This window comes from Rhodococcus sp. OK519 (genome assembly GCF_003051005.1).
Classification (GTDB): domain Bacteria; phylum Actinomycetota; class Actinomycetes; order Mycobacteriales; family Mycobacteriaceae; genus Prescottella.
Genome location: NZ_QAOW01000010.1, coordinates 112,874 through 127,951, shown reverse-complemented (window position 1 = coordinate 127,951; position 15,078 = coordinate 112,874). Strand labels below are relative to the sequence as shown.

Genomic DNA, 15,078 nt, shown 5'->3' with positions numbered 1-15,078 from the left:
GTCAAAGGTATGCCCGCATTGGCCGGGTTGCCACCGTGTCGCGCCCCGCCGCTGTCGGTACCTGGTGCAATCATCGCCACATGCATCTGCTCGACGAGGGGTTCGCGCCGCCGGAGGCCTGCGTGCAGTGGTGTCGTGCACGCGCCAACCCCCTGCACGTGCTGGACGACAGCGCCCACGTGAACCTCGACTGGTGGAACCACCAGCTCCGCGAGCGCAAGCACGAGATCAGACTTCGGGGAAGGGATCTCGACGGCCGCGTCGTGGAGCGCGGCACCGCCGTGGTGCAGCGCAACGACCTGCAACTTGGCGGCGACCTGGTCGAAGCGGAGCACGACGCACTCGGACTGCTGTTCCTCTGCGCGGCCTGGCGCAGCGCACACCCCAGCCGCCGTGCGACCCGACGCCTGCCCGACGTATTCAACCCGTACGCGCCGAAGACGCCACTGGCGAAGATCGAGCACGTTCTCGGTCGCTGCGCGAAGGAGAAGCGGCTACCCGAACCTCGCGGCGACAACTGGTCCGGCTGGCCCGACATGCCAGGCATCGGAGTGTCGCTCATGGCGCTGTATCTGTGGGCGGTGGGTGTGCACCGAGAGGGTGCGCGGGCGCAGCTGATCGACCAGCACGGCGTCTCGACGCTGATCCACGAGGGCTGGCTCGAGGAGCCGTCGGTCAGCGGCTTCACCCTCCGCCGGTACGACCGCTACCTGCAGTTGCTCAACGCGTGGGCCATGCAGGTGGGCACGACCCCGGAACTGATCGAGATGTGGCTGGTGCAGCGCTGGAACGCCCGGGTGCAAGAGGCCCGCAGCGGGGCCCGCTCCGAGCCGACACTGTTCTGAACCACCCGCCGGCGTTCTCGGGGACACTGGCCTCATGCCGACCAATCCCGTCACGATCACCGTCACCGGCCACGCCGAACGCTCCATCGCACCCAATCGCTGTGTGGTGCAAATGAACATCGAGTTCGACGCCGCCACCCGGGCAGAGGCAGCAGACGCCACAACCGCATCGGCCGCGGCACTCACCGACCTGATCCGCTCGCTCGACAAGGACCCGTCGCGGCCGCTGCGGCGGTGGTCGCTCGACCAGGTGCAGCACTCGCGCTACCGGCCGTACCACCCGCAGGGCAAGAAGCTGCCGTGGAACTACCGCTCGACGGCCACTGCAGCAGTGACGTTCCGCGATCTCGACGCCGTCGCCTCGTTCGTCGACCGGGCATCGGCGATCGAGGGAGTCAACGTCGCCCACCTGGAGTGGAAGCTCACCCGGACGGCCCACGCGAAAGCGCTGTCGCGCGTGCGGGATCTCGCCGTCCGAGACGCCCTCGCCAAGGCCAAGGGCTACACCCGGAGCCTGGGCTGCAAACGGATCGAGGCCGTGGCGCTGGCCGACCCGGGCATGCTGAATGCGGGACAGCGACCGGACTTCGGTACGCCGGTCATGCGGGCGATGGCGGCGTCGGCACCTATCCAGGACACCGAACGATCAGCGATCGAACTCAACCCCGAGAAGGTCCGCATCACCGCCCACGTCGAAGCGCGGTTCGAGGCGCCTTGAGCAGTCGCCGGCGCCCCAGCGTCGCTGAGGCTGCTACCAGTCCGTGCCCAAAATCGGTGGCGGATCATCGAAGTACTCGTCGTCACTGTCCGCAGGAGCTTCGGCGATCGAGGCTGCGTACTCGTCTTCAATCCGCCGCTGTCCCTGCGCCGCGAGCGCTTCCTTCTCCTTGGCACTCAACTGTGACAACTCGGTGACAGCCCCTGTGACGAGAGGATTGACGACGCTCGAGAAGGTGGCCGAATCGACGACGTCGCGCAAGCTCGTCCGTCCGGAGAGGACATCGGCCACCATCTTTTTGAAGGACGGGTCGGGTGCGGCGTCCGCCAGTGTCTGTAGCGACTTTCTCAGTTGCAGCGCCATCGCCGGATCATTCTCGTGCGCGGGAAGCAACGGACGATCTTCGGCCACTGTCACACCCCACCTTGACCGTACGCGGCACCAGGCAGGGCCGGGAGCTTGGTTGCTCCGACTGCGCCCATGTAGCCGGTGACCAGGCCCGTCGCGGCCTGCGCGCCCATGAAGGCCTTGTTGAGTACGTCGACGATCTTCTGGATCGTCTGGAAGACCTTCCAGCCGGTGGCGAGTGCGACCGCCCAGGCGCTCGCGGTGATGATCGCACCGACTCCGGTCGCTGCGGCGAAGGTCGACGCACCGGCCACGGCCAACTCGATCAGGAACTGGATCATCAGATCCGTCGCGGTCCCCAACAGCCCCTTGACGGACTGCGAGAACTCGTACATGCCGAGTGCCACAGTCTCCAGTTCCGCGCCCATCGAATTGATCGTGTACTGCTGAGACTCGACGGCGCGAACCAACTCGTCGAAGTAGCCGGCCGCAGAATCTGCGGCGTCACCCTCCCATGACTGCACAGCGGTGCTCGTCGCCGACAACAGCGCCTCGCACATCATCGCGTTGAAGTCACCGAGGGAGTTCACCGCACGACCGGCCTCCTGCACTGCCGCCCAGTCGCCGGCCACCCAATCCGCGATCGTGTCGACCGGGTTCTTCTCCACCCCAATGATTCCGAGTGCCCCCATGACGGGCGCGGTCAGCCAATAGCTCGGGCTCAGATAGGAGCCGCTGAGGGCATTCTCGAGCGGATCCGGCACCGGATCTTCGGCAACCGGGTTCTGTAGCGCGCTTCGTGGATCATCAGTCATCGGGCCCCCTTCCGAAAGTCGATCAGTGGCGGTCAGTACACGCGGTCCAATGCCGTGGCGTTCGTCGAATCGGTGGCCCGGTATTGATCGGCGGTACGCGTGATCTCCTCACCTGACGCTGCGACCAGGCGCCCGATCGCGGCGGCGTTGTCCACGAAGAGCGTTCGGGCAGCGGAGACCGTGGGGGCAACCGACAGGAAGATGCGGCCGTCGGCCATTCCGATCGACAAGTGCTCTTCGAGGTAGGCCGTGGCCTCCGATACTTGCCCGGCGAGGTCCCCCAACTTGGCAGCGAACGTATCCAGCGCATTCGGATCGACAAACACTGCATCCCCCCAATCTCCGGCCGGAGCCCCTCCCCGGGCGCCGACACCATTGGCAACGTACCAGTGGGGCCGGGAAGACTTGCACTGGGCCACGATCGGCGGCTATGCATACCGATCGTGGCTCCCTCAACGATGGACCAGGTCGCTTTCCCTCTGTGTGAGGGGTCCGAGGACGAACTCGGCCGATGGAAGGATCATGCTCAGGCGCGGACGGTGATGCGCTTCGTCGCGGTACCGATGCCTGAACTCTGTGTGGCACATGGTGAGCCGGGTACGTGGTCGAAACGTTTCCGGTGCTATTCACGGCCCACGAGCGACTTCGATCGCAAGTCACGTCGATCGCAGTTTCTGCGCGATTTCATGTTCAGCTGGGACCGGGTCGTCCGACAGGTAGATCGCCTGGCGACGGCCTACTCGACCACCGTCACGACATATGGCTGCGCCGCATGCCGCGGCTGGCTCCACCGACGGCGCGCCCGGTCCGCGGCGCTGCTCGTGGTCGCGCTGCTCCTGCTCATCGCCGTGCCGAGGGTGCTGGCCGAATCCTCGCAAGACGGCCTCGTAGCGCTCTCGCTCCTCGCGGGGCTCGGCATGCTGGTCGTCACCGTAGCCTCCGCGCGATGGCTTCTCGAGTTCGCCCGCGCGACCACCAGTGAGGACGGCAACCGGCTGATCATCGACAGCCCACACCCGAAGTACGCGCGCGCCGCGGTGGCAATGGGCGCCGAACGAATTCCGCTTCTCAAACGTACCGAGGAGCACTAGTGGTCCGTCGTTGAATTGGTAACGCGTTCTGCAGACTGCTTACTTGGTTGCAGCAGCCTTGTCGATCATGCCGAGCAACGTGCGGAGTTGGAGCGGATGGTGGGGCTGGCGTTCTCGATGCTCTGAGCAGAGACTGGTCCGTGTCGGGGTGATCGCGAAGGAGCGTGGGCGTAAGCCGAGCCTGCCGCCGGGCACGGTCGAGAAGGTTCTGCGGCTGACACGCGAGGAGTTGCCGGCTGACGGGTCGACACACTGGTTCAAGGGTTTGACCGACAAGCGTCTGCGCCGGGGTGTGTTCACCTCCGTCGTCGCCCGAAGTTTATTGTCCGAACTGCGCAAGATCCGGATACTCCCGGTCGTCCGGGACGCTAGCGACGTCGTAGCCGAAGCGATTGCGCACGACCGGCCCCACCGCTTCAAGCGCTACACGGGCAGCAACGAGCAGAAGTCCGATCACACCCCACCCGATCAGGAATGAAGCCGACACAGGGAGCGGGATCGCTGCGGCCGTACCATCCGCCGGCATATGAACGTGGTTGGCGAACCACCAGCCGATCACGGAGACGGTGCACACCGTCCACCAGACCAGGGCGGCGGAAGCAGTGCTCGACAGAGTCCTTGTAGCCGCCCGGATGCGCCTCCGATCATCATCAGAGACCCGCATGGGGTCGGTGCTCGCACGGCGAAGAGCGCGAATCGTCTGCCTGAAGGCCAGCACACCGGCGCCGGTGACTACCAGCATTCCCAGCACAAACAGCGCCCCGCCGACGACGGTTGCGCCGTCGACGACGCGTTCGGTGTTGTCGCTGTAGGTGATCCGGTCGGCGTACAGACCAGGTTGGCGTAAGTACACGCCTAAGAAAACGACGCCGCCGCCACCACCGACGAGGAGTCTGCCCACCCAAGCCGACCAGTCGAGTGGCCGCCACGATCGACGTTGCGCACGCCGCTGCGCACGAGTCGTGACCCACACGGACGGTCCCCGGTCCCCTAGGACTCCCTTGGGGAGCGACGAACCCACTCCGGCCTGCCAGCGGCGGTTGAGTACCGAGAACATCCATCCAGCGGCTGCGCAGCACGCCGTCACTACCGCGAACACACCCGCCCACACCGCCCACACCGTGAACTCGGCGCGGTGCATTTCATCCCCGAGCCGTCCACGATGCTCGGCCGCGAGAATCACGCACACCAGGACAGCGAACAACATGAACGACCCGAGAACGAGTGCGCTCGCCGATGCCGGAGCATAAGGCGCCGGACTCGCGTGTCCCCGCACAATCAACGTGTCACGCAGCTGGCGGGACTTCGAACCAAGACCGGCGTAAAACGCCCCGAGCGCCAACCTGGCCACAGCTGCGACGCAACCGTAAAGCAGACCGACCACGAGAATTCCGACTGCTGCTGCGCCGACGATCCCCCTCCCCGCCCGGTCCATCACCGGATGCAGCGCTTCCGGTACCACGGCAGAGGCAACGAGCATCGCGAACGTGATGAAGCCAAGCGCGATACCGCACCCCGCGAGCGCATCACCGGTGATTGCCTTTGCCGCGTCGGCCAATACGAGGCGCCGCGTCGGCAGCGCCTCCTCGTGTGAGTGCTTACCAGGCCGTGACCGCCCACCACGATTGCGCGCAGCGCCCCGACTCTGTTCGTTCATCACCGTTCTTCCGCTCCCCACACTGTCACCGCCGCACTACCCCACTCATGCTCACGAACACATCCTCCACTTCCGTCGTCGGGAGTAGTGAACCCGAACCCCTTCTCCGCGTTGAACGGGACTGCTGCGCGATCAGGTGACAGGGTGGGTCGGCAGCCTGAGTGGGTCGGCAGACTGAGTGGCTGGTGTGGTCATGATGGCCTCGTACTCGACTGGGGTCAACCGATCGAGGCGGGGCCGACACCGTCGGCGGCGATAGGACCGTTCGGTCCATGTGACGATTACGATCCGCAGCTCGCGAGAGCCCATGACCGCCGGTTCAGGACGTTCTTCTGCAGCAGCGCGAAGAACGATTCCATGGCGGTATTGTCGCCGGCCGCGCCGACCTAGCCCCTCGAGCCGACCAGTCCGTGACGGTCCAACTCGCGCAAGGACTCTCAGGATCGAAATTGCGACCCCGTCGCTGTGCACGATGCAACCCGCCACTTCACCGCACCTGGCGACGTCACTGCCAGTGCGTTCACCGCGAGCGAGGCCCTCATCCGTGTGTCGATCGAGTAGCCAACTATCCGGTTGGAGCAGATGTCCTTGATCACGCACATGTACAGCTTGCCCTCCGCGGTGGGATGCTCCGTAATGTCGCTCAGCGGGGCTTCTCACCGTTCTTCCCGCGTTTCTTGCCGAACACCGACCACCAGGCGTTGTCGCGGCAGATCCGCAATACGGTGCTCTCGCGCATGCGTTCACCAGAGCTGCTGGCCTCTTCGATAAGGAATCGGTAACCGAACTCGGGATCGTCGCGGTGAGCATCGAACAACGCGTTGGCGGCCCGGTCGGCCTCGGCGGGTAATGCCTTCTCCCGACTGGTTCGCCTGCGACAGATCGGCCGCGGCTCTGCGCAATACCTCGTCACCCGCCCACAGCAACCGACGCGCCTGTAGCACCTGCCGATGCGGCAGAGACGCCGGCATCCGCTCCAACTCCGCACGTTGCTCGGCATCGATCTACAACGCTGCTGCCACGTACGCACTGTACTGAACGCGTTACCAATTCAACGACGGACCAGGGCCTCACCCCCGCCGCAGCCCACTCGCCCGCAGGACTCGTCGCCCCACAGCCGCCCGCACCGCCTCCTCGGTCCCGACGATTCGCACGTGCGTCCGCGCGCGGGTGATCGCGGTGTAGAGCAGCTCTCGCGTGAGCAGCGACGACTCCTCGCCCGGCAGGATCACCGACACCACGTCGTACTGGCTGCCCTGGCTGCGGTGAATCGTCATGGCGTACACCGTCTGCACCGACGCCAGGTGACTCAGGTGCACCAGATACGGCTCCTCGCCGCGCGCGAACGCAGCAACCAGATCACCATCCGAGCCGTCAGAACCGTCGGCCACCACAACCCCGGTATCGCCGTTGTAGATCCGCATCTCGTGGTCGTTCGCGGTCACCATCAGCGGCTGCCCGGCGTACCAGCGCTCCGGGTCGAGCCTGCTGCCGGTCGCCTCCCCGATCCACGTCATCGCGTTGCGCGCCCACCACGACGCCCCGAACGGGCCCTCCCGGTGCGCACACAGCAGCCGATGCTTCTCCGACGCCCGCACCGCGCCCGCCGCGTCACCGGCCAGCGCGGCCGCCGTCACCTCCGCCGACGTCGACACCACATCGGCGCGCAGCCCGGCCAGGTCCTCGGGGTCGACGAACGACACGTCCGCCGCCCCGCTGCGCAGAATCTCGAGCGCCCTCTCTTCAAGACCGTCCCGCACCGCAACCGCCAACTGCGCGATCGCGCCACCGAACCGGCGTCCACGACTGAGCCGAATCACCCCGCCCCGCAACCGGTCCCGCTCCGAACCACTCAGTGCCGCTTCGGCCGGGTCGTCGGACGCCGACAGATCCGGCCCCACCACCCGCGCCAGCGCCGGGTTCTCCACGCCGGTCACCGGCCTGGCGACCAGGTCGGCGAGCACCGCGCCGGCGTCCACCGACGTCAACTGGTCCGGGTCGCCGACGAGCACTAGCCGCGCCTCCGGCCGCACCGCCTCGAGCAGCCGGCACATCATCGTCAGCGACACCATCGACGTCTCGTCGACCACGATCACGTCGTAGGGCAGATGGTTGGTCTCGTTGAACCGGAACCGACTGGTCCCCCGCTGCCAGCCGAGCATCCGGTGCAGCGTCATCGCCGGCAACTCCGACCGCAGACCGACAAGCCCCGCCTGCTCACGCACCGACTCCTGCAGCCGCGCCGCCGCCTTGCCGGTGGGCGCCGCCAACCCGATCCGCAGCCCCGGCTGTTGCCGCTCCAGCAGCGCCAGCACCCGCGCCACCGTGTGCGTCTTGCCGGTGCCCGGCCCGCCCGCGATCACCGACGTCCAGTGCGTGGCCGCGACGGCCGCCGCTATCCGCTGCCGGTCCGGGGCGTCCGACGGCCGCGACGGATCGGCGAAGTCCCGGAACAACTCGTCCAGCCCGGCCCGCAGCAGGTCCTCGTCTACCTTCGGGTGCCCGTGCGCGCGCTCGTCCAGGATCCGGCGCACCGCCTGTTCCTGCCGGTAGTACCGGTCCAGGTACAGCAGCCCGTCCACCAGTCGCAGTGGCCGCAGCGGTCCCGCATCCCCGCCGACCACCAGCGGGCTCGACGCCAGCCCCTCGGCGACCACGTCGTCGTCCGGCCACGGCAGCGCCGCCGGATCGACCTCGAACGCCTCGTCGACCGTCACCTCACGAATCCGGCTCAGGTCCAGGCACACCGAGCCCGACCGCACGGCCCGCACCGCGAGCGCCGTCGCCAGGTGCACCGGCTCGCGGGTCTCCCCGCCGAGCGTCGCGAGCCGCAGCGCCACGTGCACGTCGGCGGCCTCGAGCACCCCGGCCTCGTTGAACTGGCGCAGCACACCCTTGCCCCGCTGCGCGACCCGTGCCTCGATCATGCGGTCTCCTCGACACTCGCCGCGAGCAGATCCGACAGCTCCACCACCAGCGCGGCGGGCGGATCCCAGTCGAACACGCCCGCCCCGTCCGGGGTGTCGGGTCCGACCATGCCGCGCACGAACAGGTACTGCACCCCGCCCAGATGCGTCGCGGGGTCGTAGCCGGGCAGCCGCCAGCGCAGATACCGGTGCAGCGCAACGGCATACAGCAGCGCCTGCAGTGGGTAGTGCGAGCGCATCATCTCCCCCGCCATCGACTCGCGGGTGAAGTCGGCGGTGGTCACCTCGCCCGGTGCGATGCGGTTGGTCTTGTAGTCGACGATCACGAACCGGGGACCCTCGAGCCGCAGCACCGCGTCGATGCTGCCGGTGAGGTAACCGCGCAGTGGCGTCGGCTCCAGGGTGGCGAGCCGGTCCGCGTACGGCGCGAGGACGTCGTCGGCCGGCAGATGGGTGCGCAACAGGTCCACGATCCGGTCCAGCGTCACGGTGAGCGCGGCCGGATCGTCGCCGCCCGCGAGCGGCAGCTCGAAGTCCAACTCCGGCAGCCGGTCGCGCGGGGTGATCTCGGCGAGGGTGCCGCCCCCGGCGAGCGGGGTTCGCAGCACCGGCAGCAGCGCGTCCGCCAGCGCCACCGGGTCGACCTGCGACATCCGTGCGGCGACGGCCTCGCGGCAGTGCCGGACCAGTTCGGCCTCGAGGTCGTCGGCGGCGGTGTCGACGTGTTCGAGGATCTCGTGCACCAGGGTGCCGAACACCGCGCCGTAGGGCATGCCGTTCATGGTCGACGGGATGCCCTCGACGGGCGCGGACGCGATGAGCGCGGGCTCCTCCGGCTCGTCCTCGATCTCGGGTTCCTCGGCCTCGCTGGTGACGCCCGGATGTTCGTGGGCGGACGCGGTGAGCGCCGTGTACGACGTGCGCCGCCACCCGGCGTCGAGCACCCGACTGAAGACGGCGGCCGCGAGTTCGCCGGTCTCCTCCTGCGGCGGCGTCCACGACGGCTGCGGGATCGGGTCGGCGCCGACGGCCTGCACCTCCACGGTGACCGGCGCGGACGCGGCCCAGCGGGTGAGCTCCTGCGCGACACCGGGATCCTCGGGCACGGCCACCTTCTGCGGGACGTCCGACTCCCCCGGCTCGCGGCCGAACAGCATGCGGTGCAGCGGCGCCTCGTTGGTGGAGTACGCCGGCGCCCACCACAGCACCAGCTGGCACTGGGCGCGGGTGAGCGCGACGTACAGCAGCCGCAGGTCCTCGCCCGCGGCCTCGGCGTCGCGCCGACGTCGCCGGTCGCCGTAGCCGGGGCTGCCCTCGCCGCCGATGTCGAGGATGCGGCGGCCGTCCTCGTCGTGCAGCAGCAGCCGGTTGGGGTCGGCGTAGCGGCCGGTGCTCCACCCGAACGGCACGTACACGATCGGGTACTCGAGCCCCTTGCTGGCGTGCACGGTCGCGATCTGCACCGCGGCGGCGTCGCTGTCGAGGCGTCGGCTGCGGTCGCCGCCACCGGATTTCGGGTCCTTGATGCGGTCGGTGAGCCAGCCGGTGAGCGCGGTGAGGCCGAGGGACTCGTCGACGGCGACCGCGCCGAGCAACTGCCCGATGTGCCGCAGGTCGGTGAGCGTGCGCTCGCCCGACGCGATGGTGAGCAGCCGCGCCTCGAGCCCGGACTCGGCGGCGAGCCGCTCGAACAGCGCGGCGAACCCGGACTGCGCGAACACCGTCGCCAGCTCCCGCAACTGCCCGCCCACGCGGGCGACCACCTCGTCGCTGCGAGCGTCGACGTCGGCGGCGGTCCAGCCGATGAGCGGCGTGAGCGCGGCGAGCCGCACCCGGTCGGGACGGTGCGGCTGCTCGAGCGCTTGCAGCACCTGCAGCCAGTGCGTCGCTGAGGGCGTCTCGAAGACGCTGGTGCCACCGGCCAGCACGGACGGCACACCGACCCGGTCCAGGGCCTCACGCACCAGCGCGATCTGGGCATTGGTGCCGGCGAGGATCGCGACGTCACCGGGCTCGACGGCCCGCGTGACGCCGTTCAGTTCCAAAGTGGCGCCGCTGCCGAGTAGTTCGACGATGTCGGCGGCCACGTCCGCCGCGACCCGCGTGCGCAGCGCCCCGACGGCCGGATAGCCGGAGTTGTTGAGCCGTCCGGCACCCGCCCGGGACAGGTACCGCAGCCGCAGTGGCGCGGCCCCCTGCAGCCGCGACCCCTGTTTGGCCGCCGACACCGGATGCACGACGATGTCGCGGTGCCCGAGTGCGGCGCCGCCGTGCAGATGTCCCAGTGCGGCAACCAGATCGGCGTCGCTGCGCCAGTTGGTGGTGAGCTCCTGGTGGCTGTGCGCGGAGCCGACGGCGTCGAGGTAGCTGAGCACCTCGGCGCCGCGGAACGCATAGATGGCCTGCTTCGGGTCGCCGACCAGCACCAGCGTCGAATGCCCGTGGAACGCGGCACGCAGGATCCCCCACTGCTGCGGGTCGGTGTCCTGGAACTCGTCGACCAGCACCACGCGGTAGCGGTCGCGCACCCGTCGGCACGCCGCCTCCCCGTGTTCGGGATCGGTGAGCACCCCGTGTAGCAGCGCGGGCAGGTCGTCGAAGTCCCGGATGCCCGCGAGCCGCTTGCGGCGCTGGGTCTCCTTGCGGACCGCGGTGGCGAACGCGACGGCGTCCCCGGCGCGGGTGCCCTCGGCGTCCTCGGGCGCGAACACCGACTGCGGGTCGAAGATCGCGGCCCGGGCGGCGGCCCGGGCGTCCGAGGGGCGCAGCGTCCGCGAGTCGGCGCGGGCGAAGCGGTGCAGGAACAGGTCGGCGATCACCTCGGCGACCAGGTCCTCGGCCTCCTCGACCAGCACCGCGTCCGGGTCGCGCTCGCCCGCGATGCCGAGGCCGTCGAGCATGCGCTGGCAGAAGCTGTGGGTGGTGACGATGGTGCCGGCGTCGAAGTCCGACAGCGCCTGCATCAGCCGTCGACGACGATGGGCGATTTCGGCGTCGTCGGTGTCGGCGAGGTGCGCTACGAGCGGGTCGTCGCTGATCCGGGCGGCGGCGGGGTCCACCAAACCCGCTGCGGCGGAGGCGAACCGCTCGCGGGTGCGTTCCCGCAGTTCCTTGGTGGCCGCGCGGCTGAACGTGACCAGCAGCAGCCGCGAGAGGTCGATGCCCTCCTCGGCCACGAACCGGGCCGCCAGCCCCACGATCGCGTACGTCTTGCCGGTACCGGCGCTGGCCTCGAGCACGGTGGTGCCCTGCGGCAGCGGCGCGAACAGGTCGAAGGCGGTGTCGGTGATGCTCACGGTGTCCAGGCTCGCGGTGTCCGTCACGGTTCCCCCAGGGTCTCGGCCGCCAGCAGCGGCCCCCACAGCACGGCGGCCTCGGTGCCGAAGCAGCTCGGTTCGTACGCCCCCGGCGGCGCGGGCGTCTCGGTGAGCACGGCCAGCTCCGCGTCGGGCCCGTGCACGAACCGGACGTGGCGGTCCTTGCCGTCACCGAAGTCGCCGGTCCACGAGCGTTCCGCCGCCACCAGCGCCAGCTCGATCGATCGGCCCCGGAACCGTTGGTCCGCGTATGCCGCCGACGACGCTGCGGTCATCGGCAGCGGTGCCACCAGTCCGCGATCCCGCATCTCGACCAGCCGGGTGAGGATCTCCGCCGCGTTCTCCGGGGCCGCGAGCGTCGAGCGCATCACCGGGGTGCGCCCACTGCCGCGGCCGGTGGTGACGGCCGTCAGATTCCCGGACCGTCCCGTGGCGGTGACCGCGAGCAGCCGCACCCACGCGCCGATCCGATGCTTGGGCGCCAGCCGGGAGAACGTGGTGCGCGCGATGACCTCACCGTGCACCCCGTCCACGGTGCCGACCAGGCGCCGTCCCCCGAGATCGACGTCGATGTCCACGGGCTCGGACGGTCCGGCGTGCATCGGCGCCGACGCCCGGGCCAGCGAATCCACCGTCCACTCGATGTCCGACAGCGCGGCATCGCCGAGCCGGGCGGCCGGGAGGGTGCCGCGCCGCCACTCCGCCGCCCGGAACGCGCCCGGATCGGCGCCGGCGAGCCGGGCGCCGAGCATCCGTTCACCGATTCCCCAGCGCGCCAACGGGTCGAGCTCCAGATCGAGGGTATCGGCGACGTCCTCATCGAGATCAGGCACCCGGAACCCGAGTCGCTGCCGCAGAAAACCCTGGATCGGGTTCTCCAGGAACGAGATCAGATCCGCGAGATCGACGTCGCCGGGCTCGATCGGCGGTAGCGGCTCCGGCAGGAACGCGGGCGCCGGGACCGACGGCTGCTGCGCGGCGCGGGCCCCACCGAGCGCGGCGTGATCGAAGCTACCCGGGCGCACCGGGTCGAAGTTGCGGGGATCGAAGGGCTGCAACGGATGCCGCTGCACCACATCCGCGCCCGCCATCGCCGCGAGCACGTCACGCAGTTCCGCGAGCGGCACCGCGGGCGGGCGGGATGTGCCGTTGACCGGGTCGGCGCCGGTGTAGAACAGCAGCAGCCGCTCGCTGGCGGACATGATCGCGTCCAGTAGCAGCTGCCGGTCCTCGCTGCGCGGATCGCGTTCGCCCAGTAGCGGATCGCGGGCCAGCACGTCGTCACCGTCGATGCCGGTGCCGCGGGGGAAGACGTCGTCGTCCAGTCCGAGCAGTACCACCACCCGGTGCGGCACCGAACGCATCGGCACCATCGTGCACACCGTCAGCTCTCCGGTACGGAAGTTGGCACGGGTGGGCCGGCCGGCGAGCCTCGACCGGAGCATTGCCCGCACGTCCGCAAGCCGCAGCAGCGTGTCGCCGCCGTGTTCGACGGCGGCGGCCAGCTCGCGGCGCGCCTGCCCCAGCTGCCACGCGTCGGCCTCGGCGACGTCGACCAGCAGGTCCAGCGCCCGGGCGAGCGCCGCTGACCACTGCTCGGCCGACTGCGGTCCGGTGAGTCCGCGCAGCGACACGTCGAGCCGGTCGACGTACTCGGCGAGACGGCCGGTGAGGTCGATGTCGTTGCTCTCGACGTCGTCGAGAGGTAGTGCGAGCGAGAGCCATTCGCCGTCGGCGTCGTCGGCCGCGGCGCCGAGCAGGATGCGGTCGAGCGCGGATTTGAGGGTGTTCTGTTCGAAGTCGCCGAGCCCGAACGCACCGCGCTCACGGCGGCCGATCCCCCACCGCGCTCCCGCGGCAACCGTCCACTCCCGCATGCGTTCGAGGTTGTCGTCGTCGAAGCGGAAGCGTCGTCGCACCGGCGCGGTCGCCGCCAGATCGAGGACCTGACTGACGGTGACCCGGGAGTCCGCGAGGTCGAGCAGCGTCGCCACCACTCCCAACACCGGATTGGTCTGGTGCAACGCACGATCCGCGAGCCGCACCCGCAGCCGATGGCCGGGATGGGTGAGCGGTCCCTGGACGCCCTGCCCGAACGCGGCCCGCACGAGCGGCGCGTACGTCTCGACATCCGGGCACATCACCACCACGTCGCGCGGCTCGACCGTCGGATCGTTCTGGAACAGGTGCAGCAAGCGCTCCCGCAGCGCCTCCACCTGCCGAGCCGGGCCGTGGCAGGAGTGGATCTCGACGGTGTCGTCCACCGGCCACGACGACGGTTGCCGGTCGGCGGCGATGTCGGACTGCAGCTGTCCCAGCAGCGTCGACGGGCGCGACGGTCCCGGGTGGTGCACGTCGACCATCCCGATGGAACCGAGCCGCGACTGCAGCTCGCGCACGTCGCGGGCGAGGCTGGCGAGTAGTGGGTGTGCGACGTCGAGCGCACGCACATCGTCGGCGCGCAGACGCGGCGGGTCGGTGTCGGCAAGCTCCCCCCACATCTCGATACTCGGATGCGGAATCCACACGTGCACATCACGGTTGGCGCCGATGGCCGCCAGCACCGCAATCTGGTCGGCGGCCAGCCGGGTGGGGCCGAACAGCGACAGCCGTTCGGGCAGCTCGAGCAAGTCCGGCTCGTCGCGTAGTCGCGTGCAGGCGCCGTCGAGGCGCTCGGCAGGGCTGGGGCTGCCGATCCGCTCGCGCAGTCGCCGCCACAGCTGGGCCTGCCAGCACAGATCGTCGTCGAGAGGCGCCGACCCGTCGGTGTCGCGGCCGGCCGCCCAGTCGACGAGCATCCCCGGGCGCTGCGAGCCGTAGGCGCGGAACAGTTCGGCCAGGTGCGCGGCGGTGCCGTAGCGGCGGCCGGCACGGTGGTCGGCACGGTGGTCGTCCGCGCCGTGACCCAGATGTCGGGCCAGGACGGTGCACCACGGCTCGGCCAGGCACTCGTCGATCACCTGCAGCAGCGTCCACAGCATCCGCGACGGATGCCAGGGATCGTCGTCGACGTCGTAGCCGGTGGCGGCTGCGAGGGCCTGGTCGATCAGCCGGGTCGGCGACGGGAACTCGATGTTGGCGGCGACGCCGTCGTGGCCGGAATCACCCGCGCCCAGCACGTGTGACAGCCGTTGCGTCAACCACCGTTCGACACCCTTCGCCGGGACCGCGATCACCTCGCGATCGAAAGGGTCCGCGAGGGGCGTGACCAGCACCTGAGCGAGCGCAGACGCCAGCGTTCCGGCGCTCTCGGCGCGGTGCAACGTCAGCAAGTGCGCATCTCCCTACGGTGTCGTCGGCTGTGCAGCATCGGCCAAGCATTATCACACCGATCCGACGAATCCGACGGCTCCGGGGCGG

10 protein-coding genes are annotated in these 15,078 nt (G+C 69.5%); 3 read left to right on the top strand and 7 right to left on the bottom strand.

The features are described from left to right. Nucleotides 1-80: 80 nt before the first annotated feature. Together C8K36_RS21660 and C8K36_RS21655 are read left to right on the top strand one after the other, a co-directional pair. A complete protein-coding gene (locus C8K36_RS21660; RefSeq protein WP_107986843.1) occupies nt 81-845 on the top strand; it encodes a hypothetical protein in 765 nt (254 codons plus the stop codon). Nucleotides 846-879: 34 nt separating this feature from the next. Next, nucleotides 880-1,563, top strand: coding sequence for an SIMPL domain-containing protein (locus C8K36_RS21655; RefSeq protein WP_107986841.1), 684 nt, complete (start codon nt 880-882; stop codon nt 1,561-1,563). Between the two features lie 33 nt (nt 1,564-1,596). On the opposite strand, the gene C8K36_RS21650 is transcribed toward C8K36_RS21655, so the two are convergent. Genes C8K36_RS21650 through C8K36_RS21640 form a run of 3 tightly spaced genes read right to left on the bottom strand, consistent with a single transcriptional unit; the run spans nt 1,597 to nt 3,052 of the window. Then, nucleotides 1,597-1,980: a hypothetical protein gene (locus C8K36_RS21650; protein WP_146176524.1), complete on the bottom strand. Its 384-nt coding sequence runs from the start codon at nt 1,978-1,980 to the stop codon at nt 1,597-1,599. Beyond that, the gene (locus C8K36_RS21645) at nt 1,977-2,726 is read right to left on the bottom strand and encodes a hypothetical protein (RefSeq protein WP_107986837.1); all 750 of its coding nucleotides are present in this window, start codon (nt 2,724-2,726) and stop codon (nt 1,977-1,979) included. The genes C8K36_RS21650 and C8K36_RS21645 overlap by 4 nt, the downstream gene beginning before the upstream one ends. 32 nt (nt 2,727-2,758) lie before the next feature. Next, nucleotides 2,759-3,052, bottom strand: a complete 294-nt coding sequence (locus C8K36_RS21640) for a type VII secretion target (protein WP_181319676.1) — start codon at nt 3,050-3,052, stop codon at nt 2,759-2,761. Nucleotides 3,053-3,412: 360 nt separating this feature from the next. On the opposite strand from C8K36_RS21640, the gene C8K36_RS24615 reads away from it, so the two are divergent. Further along, the gene (locus C8K36_RS24615; protein WP_146176523.1) at nt 3,413-3,817 is read left to right on the top strand and encodes a hypothetical protein; all 405 of its coding nucleotides are present in this window, start codon (nt 3,413-3,415) and stop codon (nt 3,815-3,817) included. 319 nt (nt 3,818-4,136) lie between these two features. On the opposite strand, the gene C8K36_RS24610 is transcribed toward C8K36_RS24615, so the two are convergent. From C8K36_RS24610 to recC, 4 genes are all read right to left on the bottom strand, one after another. Continuing rightward, nucleotides 4,137-5,375 carry a hypothetical protein gene (locus tag C8K36_RS24610; protein WP_146176522.1) on the bottom strand — a complete coding sequence of 413 codons (1,239 nt, stop codon included), beginning with the start codon at nt 5,373-5,375 and terminating at the stop codon, nt 4,137-4,139. 1,169 nt (nt 5,376-6,544) lie between these two features. Next, on the bottom strand, nt 6,545-8,401 hold the full coding sequence (gene recD / locus C8K36_RS21620; RefSeq protein WP_107986831.1) for an exodeoxyribonuclease V subunit alpha: 1,857 nt from the start codon (nt 8,399-8,401) through the stop codon (nt 6,545-6,547). Then, nucleotides 8,398-11,724, bottom strand: coding sequence for a UvrD-helicase domain-containing protein (locus C8K36_RS21615; protein ID WP_258195539.1), 3,327 nt, complete (start codon nt 11,722-11,724; stop codon nt 8,398-8,400). Before C8K36_RS21615 ends, recD begins: the two co-directional genes overlap by 4 nt. Next, on the bottom strand, nt 11,721-14,990 hold the full coding sequence (gene recC / locus C8K36_RS21610) for an exodeoxyribonuclease V subunit gamma (protein WP_107986827.1): 3,270 nt from the start codon (nt 14,988-14,990) through the stop codon (nt 11,721-11,723). Before recC ends, C8K36_RS21615 begins: the two co-directional genes overlap by 4 nt. Between the last annotated feature and the right edge of the window lie 88 nt (nt 14,991-15,078).

Excerpts from the sequence above, each read along its gene's own strand:
- C8K36_RS21645 (WP_107986837.1), bottom strand. The coding sequence starts at position 2,726 with ATGACTGATGATCCACGAAGCGCGCTACAGAACCCGGTTGCCGAAGAT.
- C8K36_RS24615 (WP_146176523.1), top strand. The coding sequence starts at position 3,413 with ATGTTCAGCTGGGACCGGGTCGTCCGACAGGTAGATCGCCTGGCGACG.
- C8K36_RS21660 (WP_107986843.1), top strand. The coding sequence starts at position 81 with ATGCATCTGCTCGACGAGGGGTTCGCGCCGCCGGAGGCCTGCGTGCAG.
- C8K36_RS21655 (WP_107986841.1), top strand. The coding sequence starts at position 880 with ATGCCGACCAATCCCGTCACGATCACCGTCACCGGCCACGCCGAACGC.
- recD (WP_107986831.1), bottom strand. The coding sequence starts at position 8,401 with ATGATCGAGGCACGGGTCGCGCAGCGGGGCAAGGGTGTGCTGCGCCAG.